Source organism: Flavobacterium sp. U410, assembly GCF_053570605.1.
Genome location: NZ_JBSEFI010000001.1, coordinates 85,742 through 107,774 on the forward strand (window position 1 = coordinate 85,742; position 22,033 = coordinate 107,774).

Consider the following 22,033-nt stretch of genomic DNA (forward strand, 5'->3'; position numbering starts at 1 on the left):
ATGAAAAAAGGCATTTTTGTTTCTCTTTTGGTTTTAGGAATTACTTGTCAATCTTGTAAACAAGAAGATAAAAAAGAAACCGTAGAAACCGCAAATAAAGAAGCTTGTACTTCAGATTCGACAAAAAATGAAGACGGATTTGATATGTATGAAATGAGTGAAATGGCTACCTTAATGGAGCAAATGTATGTGGATAATCAAAGGTTGAAAGAACGAATTTTAAAAGGAGATACCATTGGTCAATTTCCGCAGCATTTTATGCGAATTCATAAGGCTGTTTTAACGGATGAAACCGATAAAGATCAGTTTTTTAATGAGCAGGCAAAGAAATTTATTGAAGCTCAGGAACTCATTTATCAGGATCCGGAAAATGCTAAAGAACATTTTAATAATGGAATTGATGCTTGTATACAATGTCATCAAGTAAAATGTGGAGGCCCCATTCCTAAAATTAAAAAATTGTATATTCAATAAATAAGAAAAAGTTTAAGAGTAATCTTAAACTTTTTTGTTTTAGAATTTAGCTATGAAACGAAAAATAATAACAACCGATGATGGTTCGGTGACAATTCATTTGGAAGAATGGGACGAGAGTTATCATTCCAAGCATGGTGCCATTCAGGAAGCATATCATGTTTTCATTAAAAGCGGTTTGGATTTGTTTACTAATGAAGTTTCTATTCTTGAAATTGGTTTTGGAACCGGATTAAATGCTTTTATTACCTATTTAGAAATGCAAAAGCGCAATTTAAAAGTTAATTATGTAGGAGTAGAAGCGTATCCTGTTAGTGAAGATGAAGTAGCCCAACTTAATTATATAAGCCAATTAAATGCGGTTGATCAAGATTCTGTTTTTAAGAAAATGCATCAGACGAATTGGAATGAAAATCATTTAATTACTGAAGGTTTTGACTTAACGAAAAGGCAACAATTATTTCAGGACATTACAGATGAAAATGCTTTTGATTTAATTTATTTTGATGCTTTCGGATTTAGAGTTCAACCTGAATTGTGGGATGAAACTATTTTTGGGCGTATGTATAAAGCCTTAAAACCGAATGGAATATTAGTAACATATGCCTGCAGAACAAGTATTAAAAATGCGATGCTAACGGCTGGATTTTCTGTAGAAAAACTACCTGGTGCACCCGGAAAGAGAGAGATGTTGAGAGCTAAAAAATATTAATTTATGATTTTTTTAAGTTTTTTTTAATAAATATGATTAAAAAGATATTGTAAAAATTATTATTTTTGAATAAACGTTCTTATCCCTCGTCTAACCAATTATTTCAAAAAATATGTCTAGATCCATGTTTTTGTATACTAAGTCAATCCTTGAAAGAGTTAGTTTTGATACCAAATTATTTTGTAAAGAACTAGAAAAGGCAGTTAATCTGTTATTGCCTTACGAAATTGACCAATTACGAGATTGGTTATTTCAGTTTACAAAGGAGAGGCCGGAGTTGAGACAGTGTTTAATTTATATTAATTGATATTGGAAAGGTGCTTTTAGGCACCTTTTTTACTTTAATTTCGGACTGATAATTTCTACATTATGAAAAGTTATAGCACCTCTGACAACTCCTGCAATTGTAGTGCGTAGCGCATCAATAATATGAATTTTTAATTCATTTTTAGGATACAATAAACTAACTTCTCTAGCTGGTTTTGGATCTGTAAAATTTCTAAGCTTACTTTTGTTCTTTTCGTTTAAATCTAACGTATGTAAATAAGGCAACAGAGTAACGCCCAAGCCTTCATCAGCTAGTTTTATTAAGGTTTCAAAACTTCCGCTTTCTAACTGAAAGCCACCTTCTTCCATGAATTTATTGTTCTTGCAAAGGTTTAATATTCCATTTCTAAAACAATGACCGTCCTGTAATAGCAAGATGTTATCTTCATTTAAATCGTTGATTTCAATTTCATTTTTGGAGAAATTCTTATTATTTTCAGGAATGTATGCTACAAATGGTTCGTAGTATAGTACAATCTCTTTAAGAGAATCTTCTTCCAAAGGAGTGGCCGCTATAGCACAATCTAAATGTCCGTTTTTTAGTTTTGCAATAATTTCTTCCGTTGTATTTTCTTCAATGATCAAGTTAACTTTAGGATATTTATGAATGAAATTATTCAAAAACATAGGCAATAAAGTTGGCATCACTGTAGGGATAATTCCGACTTTAAATTCTCCGCCAATATAACCTTTTTGTTGATCTACAATATCTTTTATTCTTCCGGCTTCGTTTACTATGTTTTTTGCTTGAGTCACTATTTTTTCACCTACTTCGGTCAGAGAAATTGGTTTTTTGCTTCGGTCAAAAATTAAAATATCTAATTCTTCTTCTAATTTTTGAATTTGCATGCTCAAAGTGGGTTGAGTCACAAAACATTTTTCGGCTGCTAAAGTGAAATTTTTATGTTCAGCAACTGCCAATACATAGTGGAGTTGGGTAATAGTCATTTGTATAAATTATTTTGATACAAATATAATAACTATCAATTTGGATTATAGCTTAAAAGCGAAAAAAATCGTAAATTTGAGAGTAATTAAAAAAACAGAATTATGAAAACAAACACCTTAGGTTTACCCATTAAAGAAACTGAAAAACTAATTGAAGATTTAAATACACTATTGTCCAATTTTCAAGTGTACTATCAAAATTTAAGAGGTTTACACTGGAATATCAGAGGAAAACGTTTTTTTGACTTGCATTTAAAGTTTGAAGAGTTATATAATGATTCGCAATTAAAAATAGATATGATCGCTGAGCGTGTTTTAACCTTGGGAGGAACGCCTTTGCATACTTTTTCTGATTATTTAGAACACAATCGTTTAAAAATAGGAAAAAACATTTCGAAAGATGTTGAAGCTGTTGAATTGGTAATTGTATCTTTAGCAGATTTGCTAAAAATTGAACGTGAAATTTTATCGGCTTCTGCAACAATAGATGATGAAGGAACTAATTCCATGATGAGTGATTTTATTAAAGAACAGGAAAAAACGATTTGGATGCTTAAAGCTTGGATGGAAGAAGAAATTTAAAAAAGAAAAAACCACGCAAATTAATTGCGTGGTTTTTTGTATATTTATTTAGCATATTTACAAAGAAAGTATATATTTGCTGAATGAAGAAGTGTCTTACAAAGCTTATTCTTATAGTTTTTATCCTCTTTTTGGCAACCCCTACAATTGTAGGTATGTTTGACCAAAAGCTTGATACTTCTTATTTCTACAATTCAACGGAAGAAGAAAATCATTCATCTTATTATGTTATTAAGATATGTTGCGTAGCAACGTTTAACTATGATTTCTTTATTCCTTCTTTACAACTCAAAAAGACTTTTTTATTAAGAGACGATAAGATTAATACCTTGTTTTCTTCTCTTATATTTCTACCTCCTCCGGAATTACAGTAAAGTTTTAATTATTTGTTCCCTTTCTTTCATTAAACAGAGGAAAGGCTTAATCAGTATTATTTAAACTTTAATAATTCTAAAAATACAATGTCAGAATTCTATAAAAAAATATTGGATAACAATAAAGACTGGGTAGAAAAGAAATTACAGATCAGTCCTAATTATTTTAACAATCTTGCCGAGGGACAAAAACCACCTTTGTTGTGGATCGGTTGTTCTGATAGTAGAGTGCCTGCCAATGAGATTATCGGTGCCGAACCGGGTGAAGTTTTTGTACACCGAAACATTGCCAATATGATTATTCATACCGATATGAGTATGTTAAGCGTATTGGATTATGCTGTAAATGCATTAAAAATAAAACATATTATTGTTTGTGGACATTATGGCTGCGGAGGTGTAAAAGCAGCAATGAACAATAGCTCTATCGGGATAATTGATAACTGGATTCGCCATATAAAAGATGTGTATCGATTCAATCAGAAAGAATTGGACACAATTACTAATGAAAAAGATCGTTTTAATCGTTTTGTAGAAATCAATGTGAGGGAACAGGTTTTTGATTTAGCTAAGACTTCAATTGTACAGTCAGCATGGAAAAACGGACAGGAATTAACCTTGCATGGTTGGGTTTACGGATTGAATTCGGGCTATGTAACTGATTTGGATTTGAATTTCAGTTCCAATGAAGATTTAGACGAGGTGTATCAATTACAATTTTAGTCGTCTAAGTTTTCATTAAACGAAGAAGGCAACAATTGGGGAATGTATTTGATTAAAATAGGCAATAATATTCCTCCTCCGGGAAGTAAAAAAATAGTTAAAGACGGAATGGTTTTACAAATGTCGAGTAGCTGTTTTTTTACTTTCTTTTTTTCGGCAGCATCTAATTCTCGGGTAGTCGATTGTACCAATAAAATCATTAATTCTTTACTTTCACTAATTTCTTTAATCAAACGGTTTTTGTTCCGAATAATAAGTTTGGTCACTGCTTTATTTGTTTGATCGTAAAAATGTTTTACCGGATTAGAATAGTTGAAATAAGGAATTTCGTTTTTATAGTTTGAAATAAAGTTAGCAATATTGGCACAACTATTTTCTAAATTTTTGCTTTGTAATTTTAAGTTCGATGCAATTTCGTTTAGAAAAGAGATCTCTTGAGTATCCATTTGATTGTCGCTCCACAAAGCCATTTCAGTAAGATCTAATAAATATAATCGCTCTAAAATATGAGAATAGTCTTTAAAATTCAGATTTTCAATTGTAATCTCTTCAATTTCAGATGATTTTGTATAGCGAATTGAGTTTTCAAAAAGTTTGATGATTAATTCGTCATATTTTGTCTTATTCTGTTTTATAGATAAAGCCAATGAAACAAGTTTGAAACAACACAATTCAATTTCTTTAATGTATTTGGGTGAAAAATTACTTTGTTGTTCTAAATATTTTTGAAAGGCTAAAACATCAATAAATAAAAGCGCATTAGTAATAATATGCGAAAAGTTTTTACTGATGAAATTATCATTGGTTTGAATTCGATCATTGATTATGGCTTCTAATTTTTGACTACTGTTTGCTGTAGGGAGAATACTTTTTAGAAAAACATAGTTTTCGTGCTGAACCTGCTTATAGAAGTTTTTTGCCGTTCTAACAAATGTTTTACTATCCTTATTTGCCGTACATATTACAAAAACATAGTATAACGAAGTAAGTAAGGCAACTTTAGTAATTTCATCTTGGGAAAGTTGATTAGCCGGGTAGTTTTCTTTTAAATTTAGAGAAACAGTATAGCCATAAACAAAGCCTGATTCCCTTAAATCTTCGTAGAAATCCGTGAAATTTCCCTCGAAATCGATAAAATTAGTATCGTTTTCAACGAAATATTTGTCAATCCATCCTGAAATTGAAGGGTTTATCATAATTGCAATTGTTGAAACAAAAATAAAAAAATCTTCCTGCTAACAAATTATATGTTGAAAACTATTTTTATCTTGGGGTAAAATATTGTTTATGAATTTTGCGATTATTATCACTATATGCATTTTATTATTATTAGCCTATCTGTTTACGATAACATCGTCTAAAACAAAGATTCCTTCTGTGATTTTGTTATTGCTTCTAGGTTGGCTGGTAAAGCAAATAACAGAGATTATTCATTTAATAACACCTGATTTAGAGCCGCTACTTGAATTTTTTGGAACTATTGGTTTGGTATTGATAGTTTTAGAAGGTTCATTGGAGTTAGATTTAAATAAGCGAAAACTTCCTTTTGTAGGCAAAACAGTGGTTACTGCTATCATTCCGTTAATTATAACAGCCTTTGTTATAGGTCATTTTTTCTATTACTTCTTAGATGCAACCTATAAAGAAGGATTAATCAATGCTATTCCTTTGTGTATTATCAGTAGTGCTATTGCTATTTCCAGTGTTGGGAATTTAGGAGCTTTTAATAAAGAATTTGCTATTTATGAAAGTAGTCTTTCGGATATTTTGGGCGTTATTTTCTTTAACTTTTTAGCATTGAATACACACATTACGTTGCATACTGTTGGTGATTTTACACTGGAAGTATTATTGATGTTAGTGATTTCTTTTGCGGCTACTGCATTTTTAGCTTTTTTATTGAGTCGAATTGACCATCACGTAAAATTTGCACCTATCATTTTGTTAATCATTTTAATATTTTCCATATCGGAAATTTATGATTTACCGGCGTTGATATTTATTATGTTGTTCGGGCTGTTTCTAAGTAATTTTGATGAATTAGAAGGTCGAATCAAATGGATACAGTTTTTTAAGCCTAGAACTCTAGATAAAGAGGTAACCAAGTTTAAAGAATTGATAGGAGAGGCTGCATTTTTGGTTCGTTCGCTATTCTTTTTATTATTTGGATTTTTAATGAAAACGGAGGATATTTTAAATCCTAATACTTTAGAATTAGCATTAGGGATTGTGGCTTTGATATATTTGGTTAGAGCTATTCAATTGAAATTTTTCAAAGTGAAATTTATGCCTTTATTGTTTATTGCACCTCGAGGATTGATTACTATTTTATTATTTTTAAAGATTCCGATATCTAATAAAATTCCATTGGTGAATAAAGCATTGGTTATTCAGGTTATTGTTTTGACAGCTTTAATTATGATGATCGGATTAATTTTTGACAAGAAAGATAAAGTCAGAATAGAAGAGGAGGGGAGTTCCTCCGATGTTTCAGAAGAGCTAGAAATTGAAACGAAATAAAATTAAGAAAGGCTGTTGAAAAACAGCCTTTACTTTTAACAAACTAAACCAAAATATCACTGGAATTAAAAGCAGTATTTGTTTTCCGCAATTAATTTAGCAGCAATTTTGTCTCGTAACGTTACCACATTTGGCATATTTACATATTTTGTATAGCGACGTAATCCCATTAACATCATACGTTGCTCATCACCTTCCGCAAAAGAAACAATTCCTTCTTTTCCTTTTTGGCTAATCGTATCAACGGCATGGTATAAATACAACTGAGCCATTGCAATTTGTTCTTGAGCATTTGCTTCGCCTACTTTTTTAACCAATTTTTCAGTTCTTAAAATAGTACTTTCTGCCATGTAAATTTCAATTAACATATCAGCAGCAGCCATTAATAACTGTTGGTGTTTATCTAATTCCGCCCCAAATTTTTGAACAGCCGCACCAGAAACCATCAAGAATGATTTTTTCAATTTAGCGATCATTTCTTTTTCTTCTGCAAAAAGTTCTGTATAATCTGGAGTGTCAAATGAAGGAATTCCCATTAATTCTTCAGCAACAGCCATAGCCGGACCTAATAAATCAACGTGACCTTTCATTGCTTTTTTGATTAACATACCTACAGAAAGCATACGGTTAATTTCGTTTGTACCTTCGTAAATACGAGCAATACGAGCATCTCTCCAAGCGCTTTCCATTGGTGCATCTTCAGAGAATCCCATACCACCAAAAATTTGGATTCCTTCGTCTGTACAACTTTGTACATCTTCTGAAACGGCAACTTTCAAAATAGAACATTCGATAGCAAATTCTTCAACACCTTTTAATTCTGCTTCTTGGTGTGTGTTTCCTTCGCTTACTCTAATATTAATTCTTTTTTCAATATCATTTGCTGCTCTATAAGTTGCACTTTCTCCTACGTAAGCATTTGTAGCCATTTCAGCTAATTTAGCCTGAATAGCACCAAAACTAGAGATAGGTGTTTTAAACTGAACTCTTTCATTAGCATATTTTACAGCTCCGGAGATAGTTCTTCTTTGTGCTTCTAAACATGCAGCAGCCAATTTAATACGACCCACGTTTAGTGCATTCATAGCGATTTTGAAACCTTCGCCACGACCTGCCAACATATTTTCTACCGGAACTTTAGTTTCGTTGAAGAAAACCTGACGAGTAGAAGAAGAACGAATACCTAATTTGTGTTCTTCATCACCTAATGAAATTCCGTTTGAAGGATCGTTTTCTACAATAAACCCAGTGATGTTTTTATCGTCTTCAATACGAGCGAAAACAATAAATAACGAACAGAATCCTGCATTAGAAATCCACATTTTACCTCCGGTAATTTTGTAATGAGTTCCATCTTCTGATAAAACTGCTTTAGTTTTACCCGAATTAGCATCAGAACCAGCACCCGGTTCCGTTAAACAGTAAGCACCAAACCACTCACCGGAAGCTAATTTTGGAACATATTTTTGTTTTTGCTCTTCAGTTCCATATAAAGTAATAGGCATTGTTCCAATTCCTGTATGCGCACCAAAAGCAGTAGAGAATGAACCAGTTGCACCAGAAATGTAATCACAAACTAAAACAGTATTTGTGAAACCCATTTCCATTCCGCCGTAAGCTGCAGGAACTGCCACACTTAAATATCCTAAATCACCTGCTTTACGCATTACTTCTTCAGTAAGTGCATAATCTTTCTTTTCAAAGCGTTCTTTATTTGGCCATAATTCTTTATCAACGAATTCGATAACAGAATCACGCATCATAATTTGCTCTTCCGAAAAATCTTCAGGAGTGAAAACATCTTCACATTTTGTTTCTTTTACAAGGAATTGACCTCCTCTTAATATATCTGCCATAGTTTATAGATTTTGAGATAAAAGATGCAAGAATCAAGATTTTTTTAATCTAATTTTGAAATGAATCCATGAATCATTTTTTGGAATTCGATTATTTTATTTTCTGTTTCTATTGCTCTTTCGTCGGTTAAATATTTATTTTGTAATGCAATTAATAATTGTGTTTGTAATTCAAAAGAAGAGCCTAAGCTTATATTTAAGAAATGTTTAAAATGCGCATTTTCTCTATTTGAACCTTCAGCAATGTTTTGAAGGCATTGAAATAGCAGCACGATTCATTTGACTTATTAATCCATATACTTCATTTTTTGGAAACTCTAAGCATAGTTTATGTATATCAGAGGCAATTTCCATAGATAATATCCAAATTTTTAGATTTTTAAAGTTATGTTTCATTAGTCTTTTCTCTTGTATCTTTTTTCTTTTCTCTGTTTTTATTTTAAAAATTCATAAATTGCTGCAGCACCTTGTCCGGTTCCTACACACATAGTTACCATTCCATATTTGTTATTACGTAAACGCATTTCGTCAAATAATTGAACAGCAAGTTTAGCACCAGTACAACCTAGAGGATGACCTAGGGCAATTGCGCCACCATTTACGTTGATGATTTCCGGATTCAAATCTAATTCACGAATTACAGCTAATGATTGAGAAGCAAAGGCTTCATTTAATTCGATTAACTCAATATCAGATTGTTTTAAACCAGCTTGTTTTAAAGCTTTTGGAATTGCTTTGACAGGTCCGATACCCATAATTCTTGGTTCTACTCCGGCTGCTGCATAGTTTACTAAACGAGCAATGGGTTCAAGATTTAATTCTTTTACCATTTCTTCGCTCATGATCAATACAAAAGCTGCACCATCACTCATTTGTGAAGAGTTACCGGCAGTTACACTTCCGTCAGCAGCAAATACAGGTCTTAATCCGGCTAATGCTTGAACAGAAGTTCCGGCTCTTGGTCCTTCATCTTTAGTAACGGTATAAGCAGTTGTTTCTTTTTTACCGTTTTCGTTAACGAAAGTGTGTTCTACTGTAATAGGAACAATTTGTTTGTCAAATTTACCTTCAGCTTGTGCTTTTAAAGCTTTTATGTGTGAATGATAAGCGAACTCATCTTGATCTTCACGAGAAACGTTGAACTGTTTAGCCACCGCTTCAGCAGTTAATCCCATTCCCCAATAGTAATCTTCATGCCCTTGAGCAGCTACTTTGTAATCGGGAGTTGGTTTATAACCACCCATTGGGATATAACTCATGCTTTCTGCACCACCTGCAATAATACAATCGGCCATACCGGCTTGGATTTTAGCAGTTGCCATGGCAATCGTTTCAGAACCCGAAGCACAATATCTGTTTACAGTAACTCCGGGAACGTCATCCACTTTTAATCCCATTAATGAAATTAAACGACCAACGTTTAAGCCTTGTTCTGCTTCAGGCATTGCATTTCCTACAATAACGTCATCAATACGAGTTTTGTCAAAATTTGGCAACTCGCTCATCATGTGCTCAATAGTTTCAGCAGCCAATTCATCAGGTCTTTTGAAACGGAAGACTCCTTTTGGTGCTTTACCTACAGCGGTTCTATATGCTTTTACTATATATGCTGTTTTATTCATAGTTATCTTTATTTAGTATATTGTAAATTGAAAAATGTATATTGTTTATTTTGAGTTAATTGTACTTTGTAATTTGATGATCATATTTTGAATATGTTGTATTTCTGATTCTAAAAATTTAAAATCATTTTCTTCAATAAAACCTAAGTTTTTACAAATTATTAGTTGAGTTTCTAATTCAAAAGCAGAGCCCAAAGAAATTCCAAGAAAATTACTGAAATCCTTATCTGTTTTCCTACCACAACCTTCAGCAATATTTGAAGGAATTGATACTGCACATCTTCTTATTTGAGAAGTTATTCCGTAAACTCCTTCTTTTGGAAAAGATTGTGTTTTTTGATAAGTTTCGGTAACTAATTCAATTGCTTTTTGCCAAACTTTTAATTCTTTAAAATAATTCATAATTAAACGATTTCATTATACTATATTTCAATATACATTATACAATTAATTACGAAGTGGTTTACCTTTAGTTAACATGTATTGGATTCTTTCTAGCGTTTTGCGCTCACCGGTTAAGCTTAAGAAAGCTTCGCGTTCAAGATCTAATAGATATTGTTCAGATACTAATGTAGGTTCTGATAAATCACCACCAGCCATTACATAAGCTAGTTTGTTGGCAATTTTTTTATCGTGCTCAGAAATGTATTTTCCGGCTTCCATACTATCTGTACCGACTAAGAACATACCCAAGGCTTGTTTACCCAATACTTTAATGTCTTTGCGTTTAACAGGTTGTGTATACCCTTGTTCAGCCATTTGTAAGGCTATTTGTTTAGCTGTTGCAATTTGGCGGTCTTTGTTTACTACAATAATATCTCTACCTTTCTGAAGTACACCTGTATCGAATGCTTCATAAGCAGAAGTAGCCACTTTAGCCATACCTACAGTCAAGAAATATTCTTGTAGAACATTTAGTTCCACGTCATTTTTATGGAAAGTATCTGCTGCTCTTAAAGCCATTTCTTTAGAACCACCACCACCAGGAATTACACCAACACCAAATTCGACTAATCCAATATACGTTTCAGCAGCGGCAACCGCTCTGTCAGCATGCATGGTTAATTCACAACCACCACCCAAAGTCATTCCATGAGGTGCAGCAATAACCGGAATGGCAGAATAACGACAACGCATCATAGTGTCTTGGAACATTTTAATAGCCATGTTTAATTCATCATATTCCTGTTCCACGGCCATCATAAAGATCATAGCTAAATTAGCTCCAACAGAAAAGTTGGCATCTTGGTTACCGATTACCAATCCGTTGTATCCTTTTTCGGCAATATCGATAGCTTTGTTGACTCCTTGAAGTACACCAGCACCAATAGAGTTCATTTTTGAAGTAAATTCTAAATTTAAGATTCCATCGCCTAAATCAGTAAGGATAGTTTCACTGTTGTTCCAAACTTTTTTGCTTTCGCGAATGTTGTTTAAGATAATAAATGAATCTTGTCCGGGGATTTTTTCCGCTTTTTTAGAAGCAATAGAGTAGAAGTGAGTTGCACCTTCTTTTACTGAGTAGAAAGAAGTGTTTCCAGAAGCTAACATTTCAGTTACCCAAGCAGCAGGCTCATATCCTTCCGCTTTCATCATTGCAATTCCTTTTTCAACTCCGATGGCATCCCAAATTTCGAATGGTCCGTTTTCCCATCCGAAACCTGCTTTCATAGCATCGTCGATTTTGTAGAAGTCTTCGGTAATTTCAGGAACTCTATTCGAACAGTAAGCGAATAATCCTGAGAAGTTTTTACGATAGAATTCGCCAGCTTTATCTTTTCCTCCTACTAACACTTTGAAGCGTTTGATAGGTTTGTCAATGGTTTTGGTTAAGTCTAAAGTAGCAAAAGATGCTTTTTTATTAGGACGATATTCTAAAGTATTCAAATCTAATGATAGAATGTCTTTTCCTTCTTTTTTGTAGAAACCTTGCCCTGTTTTGCTTCCTAACCATTTGTTTTCCATCATGGTGTTGATGAAACTAGGAAGTTTGAACAATTCATGAACTTCGTCATTAGGACAGTTTTCATAAATTCCGTTGGCTACGTGAACCAAAGTATCTAAACCTACTACGTCAACAGTACGGAAAGTAGCTGATTTTGGACGACCAATAACCGGACCTGTTAATTTATCTACTTCTTCAATGGTTAAGCCCATTTCTTTTACTTGGTGGAAAAGGCTCATGATCCCGTAGATACCTACACGGTTACCAATAAATGCCGGAGTATCTTTGGCAACTACTGAAGTTTTTCCTAAGAATTTTTCTCCGTATCCGTTTAAGAAATCTAATACTTCCTGAGATGTTTTTGGTCCAGGAATGATTTCGAATAATTTTAAATAACGAGCTGGATTAAAGAAGTGTGTTCCACAAAAATGCTGTTGGAAATCTTCGCTTCTTCCTTCGCTCATAAAATGAATTGGAATACCAGAAGTGTTTGAAGTAATCAACGTTCCTTGTTTTCTGTATTTTTCTACTTGTTCAAAAACAGTTTTCTTAATATCTAATCGTTCTACGACAACTTCGATAATCCAATCTACATCAGCTATTTTTGGCATATCATCTGTAGTGTTACCTGTTGTAATGCGACTGGCAAAACTTGGATGATAAATAGGAGAAGGCTTTGACTTTAAAGCATTAGCTAAGTGTTCGTTGACAATTCTGTTTCTCACCGCTTTGCTTTCAAGAGTCAGCCCCTTTTTTTGTTCAGCTTCTGTTAGTTCTCGTGGTACGATGTCTAATAAAAGAACTTCAACACCAATATTCGCGAAGTGACAAGCGATACCGCTTCCCATGATTCCCGAACCAATAACAGCAACTTTTTTGATGTTACGTTTCATATTTTTTGGTTGTTTTTATTATTTGTTACTATTTTCTTTGTTTTCGTAAATTTTCTTTTCAGCAATTAGTTCGTTGATGACTTCGGCGACTTCTATAAAATGCTGTAACTGCTCTTCGGTAATGTGTGCTTTGACTATTTCATTAAATTGTAAAACCGTAGATTTAGACAATTCTCTTTTTTCTTTTCCTTCCTCCGTCAAATACACCAAAACACCCCTTCCGTCGGTTGGATTCTTTTTACGAGTAATTAGTCCTTTATCTTCCATCGATTTTAAAGTTCTGGTTAAACTCGTAGCTTCCATTCCCATTCTTGGTCCTAAAGCTGTTGAAGGAGATCCGTTATCTTTATCTATGGTTAGCAAAGCGAATCCAGTTGCCATTGAAGCACCATATTTAGTAGCTTCTTCATTGTACATTCTGGCTACAGCTTGCCAAGTGGCTCTTAGTATATAATCTATTGTCTTATCTTTCATTTATTGTTTTTTACTAAAACGTTTTCAAATATAAAAAAAAATACTATGCATGCATAGTATTTTTTGAAAAATTTAATTTTTTTTAACTTTTTTTAATGTTATGGTAAAATAAGTACTCCTAAATTAGTTTCTGTGTTAGTCATAACCTCAATATTTTGAATAGTTAATGGAAGCAAAGGATTTTCAGGAGTGATTATAATTGTATAAGTTCCGGGTAATAATCCTACTAATTGAAAAGCTCCGTTTTCATCTACTATAGTTGTAAATTCGACACCAGAAGTTGAAATAGCCGTAACAGTAGCACTTACTCCGGGAGTAGAAATGGAACCTGAAATATAACCGGTAACTGCAACATTTACTTCTCTCAAAACAGGTTTCAAAGAATAGGATCCGTTTCCTTGTTCTACAATAGAACTATGGGCGTCAAAATCAATTAAGATAGTGTTCATAACATTAGCTTCTAAGCTTTGGTTTACCAAAAGTTTTAAACCGGATTGTTGAGCACTTGGAGTAGCTAACGGATAGGTTTGTCCGTCGACTACAATACTGTTATTGTCGCCTAATATTAAACGAATTTGAGAGACATTTGCGCTTTGAATTTCATCTGATGCAATTACAATACTAACTCCGTTAGAAAGTTCTAATAAATTATAAACTTGAGCATCTGTGGTTAGGTTATAAGTGGCTCCGTCAGAAGTTTTAACTTCAACTCCTTGGACATCAATAAAAACGGCGTCATAAGGAGCGGGAGCATCTGTCATACTTACACTGTAGCTGTAAGATTGCGCTTGTGAGTCATCATCGTTACAAGATGTTAGAAATAGAGTAGAAGCTGCACTTAAAAATAAAAATAACTTTTTCATAGCAATTGTTTTTTTAAAAATTAACAGTTCAAAGTTCGTCAGATCATTATTTTTCTTGTTATATGATTTTAAGACTTTGTTATACAATTTCCAGAAAAAGTTATTTTACTAAATCTTATTGGTGATTATAGATTTTTTGATACAAATCTTTATATTTTTCCAATATAATTTTACGCTTCAATTTCATAGTTGGTGTTAAATGACCTTCATCTATACTCCAGACTTCTGGGGTAAGCTCAAATTTTTTAACTTTTTCCCAACTTCCAAACTTTTCATTGTAATGATCTACTTCTTCTTGAATTCGTTCAATAACAGCTTGGTTTTGGCAAATGTCTTTGTTGGTAGAACCTAAATTGATATTGGGATGGCGTGATGCCCATTCTTTAACAAATTCAAAACTAGGTTGGATAAAAGCAGCAGGCATTTTTTCGCCTTCGCCTATGACCATAATCTGTTCGATAAATCGCGATTGTTTAAATGTATTTTCTAAAACTTGCGGAGCTACATATTTTCCACCGGAAGTTTTAAACATTTCTTTTTTACGATCGGTGATTTTTAAGAATCCTTCAGCGTCAATTTCTCCAATGTCGCCCGTGTGGAAATAACCACCTTGTAAAGCTTCATTGGTCTTTTCTTCATCTTTATAATAGCCTATCATAACATTGGGACCTTTGCAAAGGATTTCGCCATCTTCTGCAATTTTAACTTCCACGCCGTCCAAAACTTTTCCAACAGTTCCCACTTTAAAGCCTCGGTTGCGCATATCATTTACCGAAATTACAGGAGAAGTCTCTGTTAATCCGTAACCTTCCATAACCGGAATTCCGGCAGCGGTAAATACTTTGGTTAAACGGGTTTGTAAAGCTGCACTTCCGGAAACTAATAATTTCAGTTCTCCTCCTAAGGCTTCCTGCCATTTAGAGAAAATTAATTTTCGGGCAATTTTCAATTGAAATTCATACCACCAACCGTTTTCTTCATAGGGTTTGTATTGGATTCCTAATCCGGTAGCCCAAAAGAATAATTTTTTCTTGATTCCGGTTAATTCGGCACCTTTAGCATATATTTTATCATATACTTTTTCTAAAAGTCGCGGAACAACCGTCATTACATTAGGATGAACTTCTTTTAGATTGTCTGAGATTTTTTCGATACTTTCTGCAAAATAGATAGACACGCCATAATATTGATACAGATAGGTAATCATTCGCTCAAAAATATGGCAAATAGGTAAAAAGCTCATCGCTTTAAACTTTCCGGGTTCAAAAGGAACTCTGACAGCACTCATTAAAACATCGGAAACAATATTTTCATGGGTTAACATTACGCCTTTCGGTCTTCCTGTGGTACCAGAAGTATAAATGATAGTCGCTAAATCATGAGTGGTGATAGCATTTTTACGATTTTCGACTTCTTCTTGATTAGAAGTGTCTTCGCCTAGAGCTAGAACTTCGTTCCAATTTTTACAGCCTTGAATATCCGTATAAGAATAGATTTCTTTTAAAGACGGAACATTTTGTTTGATGGAATTGATCTTTTGAAAAACTTCTTCGTCAGAAATAAAGCAGTAACTGGATTCCGAATGATTTAAAATATATTCATAATCTTCAGCAGCAATAGTAGGGTAGATGGGAACCGTTTGAGCACCGGTTTGCAAAATTCCGATGTCGCAAATGTGCCATTCTGTTCTATTGTTAGAAGAAATGATGGCAATTTTTTGGTCTTTTTCAATACCTAATCGCAATAAGGCTCTAGAAAGTTTGTTCGCCTCGTCTACATATTTTTGTGTTGAGGTTTTAACCCATTGCCCATCATATTTAGTAACCAAAGCATCCGGTAAATTGAACTTTTGGAGTTGGTAATATGGAAAATCGAATAAGCGTGTTATTTCGTTCATTTTTGAAGTGTTTCTGTACTGCAAATTAATGAATTTGCATTTTAACACCAAATTTTTTAATCAATATATAATTAAATTAACACTTTTTTTGATTTAGCTTATTTTGATGAGTAGCGTTTGTATAAAATAAAAAAATCTACAGCTTAATTGCTGTAGATTTTATCGTATAAATCTTTATAGATTGCTAAGATTTGTTTTCGTTTTAATTTTAAAGTCGGAGTAAGTTGTCCGCCTTCAATAGTCCAGATATCGGGAGTTAATTCAAATTTTTTGACTTGTTCCCATCTGCCGAATTTCGGATTGATAGAATCTAAAACATGTTGAACTCGTTCTCTTACGTGCTGGTTTTGAACAATTTCTTCATTGGTTTTACCAATGTCTAAATGTTTGCGTTCTGCCCATTGTTTTACAAATTGAAAATCGAGTTGAATTAAAGCAGCGGGCATTTTTTGTCCTTCGCCTACCACCATGATTTGTTCAATGAAGCGCGATTGTTTGAAATCATTCTCTAAAACTTGAGGAGCGACATATTTTCCACCGGAAGTTTTGAACATTTCTTTTTTACGATCGGTAATTTTCAAGAATCCTTGAGCGTCAAGTTCACCGATATCTTCTGTATGAAAGAAACCGTCTTTTATCATTTCAGAGGTCTTAACTTCGTCTTTATAATATCCCATCATAACAATTGGTCCTTTACAAAGAATTTCGCCGTCTTCAGCTATTTTAACTTCAATATTGTCTAAAGGTTTTCCAACGGTTCCAATCTTGAATCCGCCATTTCTCATGTCATTTACGGCAATAACAGGCGAAGTCTCTGTTAATCCATAGCCTTCCATAACAATCATTTTACTAGCGGTGAAGATTCTAATTAAACGGTGTTGTAACGGAGCACTTCCTGAAACAATAATTTCTAAATTGCCACCTAAACCTTCTTTCCATTTGCTTAAAACTAATTTATTAGCAATAGCTAATTGGAATTCATACCACCAACCATTTGTACCGTAAGGTTCGTATTGCTCGCCTAATTTTACCGACCAAAAGAACAATGCTTTTTTGATTCCGCTTAATTGAGTTCCTTTTTCAATGATTTTATCGTATACTTTTTCCAAAAGACGAGGAACAACTGTCATAACATTTGGTTTCACTTCCTTAATGTTATCCGCTATTTTATCAATTGATTCGGCGTAATAAATTGCAATTCCCGAATATTGATAAATATAAGTAAGGACACGTTCAAAAACATGACAAATGGGAAGAAAACTCATGGCGCGGCTTTCACCGAACTTTAAAGGAACTCTTTTAAATGAACCTAAAGCATCGCTAACTAGATTTTCATGTGACAACATAACACCTTTTGGTTTCCCGGTAGTTCCAGAAGTATAAATGATAGTAACTAAATCTTTGGTGTCTACATTGTTTTTAGCTTGTTCAACGGCTTCTTGGTTGTTCGACGAATTTCCTAAATTGATTAATTCAGACCAATTTTTACAACCGTTAACGTTGTCAAACGAGTAAATATCTTTAACAAAAGGAAGTTGGTTCTTAATAGCATTAATTTTTTCGAATAACACTTCATCAGAAACAAAACATAATTCGGCTTCTGAATGATTAAAAATATAGTCAAACTCTTCTGAAGAAATCGTTGGATAAATAGGAATGGAAACAGCTCCAATTTGTGAAATTCCAATATCTATGATATTCCATTCGGTTCTGTTATTGGAAGAAATCAAAGCAATTTTACTTCCTTTTTTGATTCCCATTTGAAGCAATGCTCTTGAAATAGTATTTGCTTGTTCAATATATGATGCAGTAGAAGTTTTAATCCAATTACCATTTACTTTCGATACAAAAGCATCTTCAAGATTGTATTTTTCCAATTGGTAATATGGAAAATCAAAAATCCTAGTAATATTATTCATTTTTTCAGAAAATTAGTGGTTGCAAAATAAGAAAAATATACTTATTCAGACACTTTTTTATTATTTTCTTAATCTAAAAGAGTGATTTTCAATCTATTGTTTTGATTTACTGAATATTATGCGTGCATATAAAAAATAATCCCCGCAAAAATTGCGAGGATTTTATTTATTTCAGAAATGAATTCTTATTTGTTTTTGGCTTCAACCCATTTTCTAGCGTTTACAAAAGCTTCAATCCAAGGAGAAACTTCGTCTTTTTGACCTCTTTCCGGGTAATTTGCCCAGTTCCAAGGGAAAATTGAACGTTCAATGTGTGGCATGGTTACCAAGTGTCTACCTGTTGCATCACACATCATCGCTGTATTAAAGTCGGAACCATTCGGATTGGCAGGATACCCTTCGTAAGCATATTTTGCTACAATATTGTATTGATCTTCGCTATATGGCAATTTGAATTTACCTTCTCCGTGCGAAATCCAAACTCCCATCGTAGTACCTTCTAAGGTAGAAAGCATTACTGAATTATTTTTCTGAATGGTTACCGACGTAAAACCACTTTCGTGTTTTTGTGAAGTATTATGGTGCATTTTTCCATGAACTTCATGCTCTGGGTTAATGACTTCTAATTCCATGAACAATTGACATCCGTTACAAATACCAACCGATAAAGTATCTTCACGTTTGAAGAAGTTTTTCAATGTCGTATTTGCTTTTTCATTGTATAAGAAAGCACCAGCCCAACCTTTAGCAGAACCTAAAACATCAGAATTTGAGAAGCCACCCACAGCTCCAATGAATTGGATATCTTCTAAAGTTTCTCGACCAGAAATTAAGTCGGTCATGTGAACATCTTTTACATCAAATCCGGCCAAGTACATTGCGTTTGCCATTTCACGTTCCGAGTTACTTCCTTTTTCACGGATAATAGCTGCTTTTGGTCGGTCATTGTGAGGAAACGAAGCAATCTTACCATCAAAGTTAGCAGGAAATGTAAATTCTAATGGTTGGTTTTTATAGTTCGCATAACGCGCTTCTGCCATACCATTTCGAGATTGTTTGGTGTCTAATAAATACGAGGTTTTGTACCAAGTATCTCTAGTTTCAGTTACCGAGAAATTGAAGTTGTCATTTCCATTTTTGATAGAAACGAAATCACCTTCTACAACCGAACCAATATTGAAAATTTCAATTCCATTTGCTTTGAAAGTAGCTTCAACTTCTGTATCAGCTTGGAAAACAACTGCTATGTTTTCGTTGAATAAGGTTTTAACAGTATCAGCTTCACCCAAAACGGATAAATCATAATTAGCGCCAACACCAACTTCTGCAAAAGACATTTCTAATAAAGTTGTAATCAAACCACCGGAACCGATATCGTGTCCCGCTTTAATTTTACGCTCTTTGATTAAATCTTGTAACGTGTTGAATGCAGTTTTGAAATAAGCAGCATCTTTAATGGTAGGAACTTCAGAACCTACTTTATTTAAAATTTGAGCAAATGAAGAACCTCCAAGTTTAAACTTATCTTGCGATAAGTTTAAGTAGTAGATGTTTCCGCCATTGCGTTTTAAAACCGGTTCAACTACTTTAGTAATATTTGAACAGTTTCCGGCAGCTGAAATAATTACCGTACCTGGTGCAATTACTTCATCATTTGGATATTTTTGTTTCATCGATAACGAATCTTTTCCTGTTGGGATGTTGATTCCTAATTCGATTGCAAAATCAGAACAAGCTTGAACCGCTTCATATAAACGAGCATCTTCACCTTCATTTTTACAAGCCCACATCCAGTTAGCCGATAAAGAAACTGATTTTAAATTTTCTTTTAGTGGAGCCCAAACAATGTTTGATAAAGCCTCTGCAATGGCATTACGAGAACCAGCAGCAGGATCCACTAAAGCTGAAACAGGTGAGTGTCCAACAGTAGTCGCGATACCTTCTTTACCTTTGAAATCCAATGCCATAACCCCAACATTGTTTAAAGGTAATTGTAATGGTCCGGCACATTGTTGTTTCGCAACACGTCCGCCCACACAACGATCCACTTTATTGGTTAACCAGTCTTTACAAGCTACAGCTTCTAATTGTAAAACTTGGTTTAAATAGTTTGGAATTTCTTGAGTTGAATACGTTAAATCAGCATAGTTTGTCGTGACTGATTTATCTGTCATTATCGTTTTTGGAGAGCTTCCGAAGAAATCTTCTAAAGCATAATCCATTGGTTTTGCACCTGTAGTTTTGGATTCAAATGTAAAACGGTGATCTGCCGTTACGTCACCCACTTCATACATAGGAGAACGTTCTCTATCCGCAATACGTTGTAAAGTGTCGATGTCTTTTTGACCGATAACCAATCCCATTCTTTCTTGCGATTCGTTACCAATAATTTCTTTAGCTGAAAGAGTAGGGTCACCCACAGGTAATTTGTCTAAATCGATTAAACCTCCTGTTTCTTCTACTAATTCAGAAAGACAGTTCAAGTGTCCACCTGCACCGTGATCGTGAATCGAAACGATAGGGTTTTCATCGCTTTCCACTAAACCACGAATAGCATTAGCTGCGCGTTTTTGCATTTCAGGGTTGGAACGTTGAATTGCGTTTAACTCAATTCCTGAACCGAAAGCTCCGGTATCTGCAGATGATACTGCAGCACCACCCATACCGATTCTATAGTTTTCACCACCTAGAATAACGATTTTATCACCTTCTTTTGGTTTGTGTTTGATAGCTTGATCTAATTTTCCGTAACCAATACCACCTGCTTGCATGATCACTTTATCGTAACCAATTTTACGGTTGTTTTCTTCGTGTTCGAAAGTTAAAACAGAACCTGTAATAAGAGGTTGACCAAATTTGTTACCGAAATCTGAAGCTCCGTTTGAAGCTTTGATTAAAATATCCATTGGAGTTTGGTACAACCAAGGTCTCGCTTGCATTGCTTTTTCCCATGCTCTGTTTTCTTCTAAACGAGAATAAGCAGTCATATAAATGGCAGTTCCAGCTAATGGCAATGAACCTTGTCCACCGGCTAAACGGTCACGAATTTCTCCTCCGGAACCTGTTGCAGCACCGTTAAAAGGTTCAACAGTAGTAGGGAAGTTGTGCGTTTCTGCTTTTAAAGAAAGTACAGAATCAAATTCTTTTTCTTGATAGAAATCGGGTTTGTCAGCGCTTTTAGGTGCAAACTGAGTTACTTTTGGTCCTTTTAAGAACGCAACGTTGTCTTTATAAGCCGAAACAATATCGTTTGGATTTTCTTGCGATGTTTTTTTGATCAATTTGAACAAAGACGTTTCTTTTTCTTCTCCATCAATGACAAACGTTCCGTTGAAAATTTTGTGACGGCAGTGTTCAGAATTGGCTTGAGAGAAAGCGAAAATTTCAGAATCCGTTAATTTTCTTCCTAATTTGGTTGCCAAATTATTCAAATAGTCTACTTCTTCTGAACTTAAAGCTAAACCTTCCGATTTATTGTATGCTTCAATGTCATCGATGTCTAAAATTGGCTCCGGTGTAACATTGATGGTGTATATGTCTTGGTTTAATTCAGCATATTTTTGAGAAAGCATGGGGTCAAAATCAGTGAAGTTCTCCGATACTTTTTCAAACTCTTCAATTCTAATGATTCCTGAAATTCCCATGTTTTGGGTAATTTCAACAGCATTAGTACTCCAAGGTGTAATCATAGCAGCTCGTGGTCCAATAAAAAAATCCGCAAGAACGGATTTATCTATTTTATGAGCATTTCCAAAAAGCCAGTTTAATTTACTAACATCTTCAGTCGATAATTCGTTTTGCGATTGCACTGCAAAAACGGTGTTGGATTGGTTTCCGAAGAAATGAATCATTGTATGTAGTTGTTTTATTCCGTGGCGCTCCAAACAGTTCAGATAACCTCGGG

General features: G+C 33.9%; 20 protein-coding genes. 7 read left to right on the plus strand and 13 right to left on the minus strand.

Annotated features, from left to right (window positions below):
• The 3 genes from ACUSJC_RS00395 (at position 1) to ACUSJC_RS00405 (ending at position 1,493) form a co-directional block, all read left to right on the plus strand.
• Positions 1–474: a hypothetical protein gene (locus tag ACUSJC_RS00395; protein WP_449267571.1), complete on the plus strand. Its 474-nt coding sequence runs from the start codon at positions 1–3 to the stop codon at positions 472–474.
• Between the two features lie 52 nt (positions 475–526).
• Positions 527–1,186 (plus strand): tRNA (5-methylaminomethyl-2-thiouridine)(34)-methyltransferase MnmD, encoded by a 660-nt coding sequence (mnmD, locus tag ACUSJC_RS00400; RefSeq protein WP_449267572.1) that lies wholly within the window; start codon positions 527–529, stop codon positions 1,184–1,186.
• A 112-nt stretch (positions 1,187–1,298) separates the two neighbouring features.
• Positions 1,299–1,493, plus strand: a complete 195-nt coding sequence (locus ACUSJC_RS00405; RefSeq protein ID WP_449267573.1) for a hypothetical protein — start codon at positions 1,299–1,301, stop codon at positions 1,491–1,493.
• Positions 1,494–1,522: 29 nt separating this feature from the next.
• Here the strand turns inward: ACUSJC_RS00405 and ACUSJC_RS00410 are convergent, their stop codons facing one another.
• Complete coding sequence (locus ACUSJC_RS00410) at positions 1,523–2,461, minus strand: LysR substrate-binding domain-containing protein (protein WP_449267574.1); 939 nt, start codon at positions 2,459–2,461, stop codon at positions 1,523–1,525.
• Positions 2,462–2,563: 102 nt separating this feature from the next.
• Here ACUSJC_RS00410 and ACUSJC_RS00415 point away from each other — a divergent pair, with 102 nt between their 5' ends.
• From ACUSJC_RS00415 to can, 3 genes are all read left to right on the plus strand, one after another.
• Positions 2,564–3,043 carry a Dps family protein gene (locus ACUSJC_RS00415; RefSeq protein ID WP_449267575.1) on the plus strand — a complete coding sequence of 160 codons (480 nt, stop codon included), beginning with the start codon at positions 2,564–2,566 and terminating at the stop codon, positions 3,041–3,043.
• An 83-nt stretch (positions 3,044–3,126) separates the two neighbouring features.
• On the plus strand, positions 3,127–3,417 hold the full coding sequence (locus ACUSJC_RS00420) for a hypothetical protein (RefSeq protein ID WP_449267576.1): 291 nt from the start codon (positions 3,127–3,129) through the stop codon (positions 3,415–3,417).
• Positions 3,418–3,504: 87 nt separating this feature from the next.
• On the plus strand, positions 3,505–4,140 hold the full coding sequence (gene can, locus ACUSJC_RS00425) for a carbonate dehydratase (RefSeq protein WP_449267577.1): 636 nt from the start codon (positions 3,505–3,507) through the stop codon (positions 4,138–4,140).
• Here the strand turns inward: can and ACUSJC_RS00430 are convergent.
• Positions 4,137–5,336, minus strand: a complete 1,200-nt coding sequence (locus ACUSJC_RS00430) for an LETM1-related biofilm-associated protein (protein WP_449267578.1) — start codon at positions 5,334–5,336, stop codon at positions 4,137–4,139. The two genes, can and ACUSJC_RS00430, sit on opposite strands and share 4 nt — an antisense overlap.
• A gap of 91 nt (positions 5,337–5,427) precedes the next feature.
• Between ACUSJC_RS00430 and ACUSJC_RS00435 the strand changes: the two genes are divergently transcribed.
• Positions 5,428–6,660, plus strand: a complete 1,233-nt coding sequence (locus tag ACUSJC_RS00435) for a sodium:proton antiporter (protein WP_449267579.1) — start codon at positions 5,428–5,430, stop codon at positions 6,658–6,660.
• Between the two features lie 65 nt (positions 6,661–6,725).
• Here ACUSJC_RS00435 and ACUSJC_RS00440 read toward each other — a convergent pair whose 3' ends face one another.
• The 11 genes from ACUSJC_RS00440 to purL all read right to left on the minus strand — a co-directional run bounded on the left by ACUSJC_RS00440 (position 6,726) and on the right by purL (position 21,980).
• Positions 6,726–8,516, minus strand: a complete 1,791-nt coding sequence (locus tag ACUSJC_RS00440; RefSeq protein ID WP_449267580.1) for an acyl-CoA dehydrogenase family protein — start codon at positions 8,514–8,516, stop codon at positions 6,726–6,728.
• A gap of 44 nt (positions 8,517–8,560) precedes the next feature.
• Positions 8,561–8,788 (minus strand): four helix bundle protein, encoded by a 228-nt coding sequence (locus ACUSJC_RS00445; RefSeq protein ID WP_449267581.1) that lies wholly within the window; start codon positions 8,786–8,788, stop codon positions 8,561–8,563.
• A complete protein-coding gene (locus ACUSJC_RS00450) occupies positions 8,754–8,912 on the minus strand; it encodes a four helix bundle protein (RefSeq protein ID WP_449267582.1) in 159 nt (52 codons plus the stop codon). Before ACUSJC_RS00450 ends, ACUSJC_RS00445 begins: the two co-directional genes overlap by 35 nt.
• A 38-nt stretch (positions 8,913–8,950) precedes the next feature.
• Complete coding sequence (locus tag ACUSJC_RS00455; RefSeq protein ID WP_449267583.1) at positions 8,951–10,138, minus strand: acetyl-CoA C-acyltransferase; 1,188 nt, start codon at positions 10,136–10,138, stop codon at positions 8,951–8,953.
• A gap of 45 nt (positions 10,139–10,183) precedes the next feature.
• Positions 10,184–10,540, minus strand: coding sequence for a four helix bundle protein (locus tag ACUSJC_RS00460; RefSeq protein WP_449267584.1), 357 nt, complete (start codon positions 10,538–10,540; stop codon positions 10,184–10,186).
• Between the two features lie 45 nt (positions 10,541–10,585).
• Positions 10,586–12,976: a 3-hydroxyacyl-CoA dehydrogenase NAD-binding domain-containing protein gene (locus ACUSJC_RS00465; RefSeq protein ID WP_449267585.1), complete on the minus strand. Its 2,391-nt coding sequence runs from the start codon at positions 12,974–12,976 to the stop codon at positions 10,586–10,588.
• Positions 12,977–12,994: 18 nt separating this feature from the next.
• On the minus strand, positions 12,995–13,450 hold the full coding sequence (locus tag ACUSJC_RS00470; protein WP_449267586.1) for a MarR family winged helix-turn-helix transcriptional regulator: 456 nt from the start codon (positions 13,448–13,450) through the stop codon (positions 12,995–12,997).
• A gap of 98 nt (positions 13,451–13,548) precedes the next feature.
• Positions 13,549–14,313, minus strand: a complete 765-nt coding sequence (locus tag ACUSJC_RS00475; RefSeq protein WP_449267587.1) for a DUF4382 domain-containing protein — start codon at positions 14,311–14,313, stop codon at positions 13,549–13,551.
• Positions 14,314–14,428: 115 nt separating this feature from the next.
• Positions 14,429–16,210, minus strand: coding sequence for an AMP-dependent synthetase/ligase (locus ACUSJC_RS00480; protein WP_449267588.1), 1,782 nt, complete (start codon positions 16,208–16,210; stop codon positions 14,429–14,431).
• 143 nt (positions 16,211–16,353) lie between these two features.
• Positions 16,354–18,129: an AMP-dependent synthetase/ligase gene (locus tag ACUSJC_RS00485; RefSeq protein ID WP_449267589.1), complete on the minus strand. Its 1,776-nt coding sequence runs from the start codon at positions 18,127–18,129 to the stop codon at positions 16,354–16,356.
• 185 nt (positions 18,130–18,314) lie between these two features.
• Complete coding sequence (gene purL / locus ACUSJC_RS00490) at positions 18,315–21,980, minus strand: phosphoribosylformylglycinamidine synthase (protein ID WP_449267590.1); 3,666 nt, start codon at positions 21,978–21,980, stop codon at positions 18,315–18,317.
• Positions 21,981–22,033 lie beyond the last annotated feature (53 nt).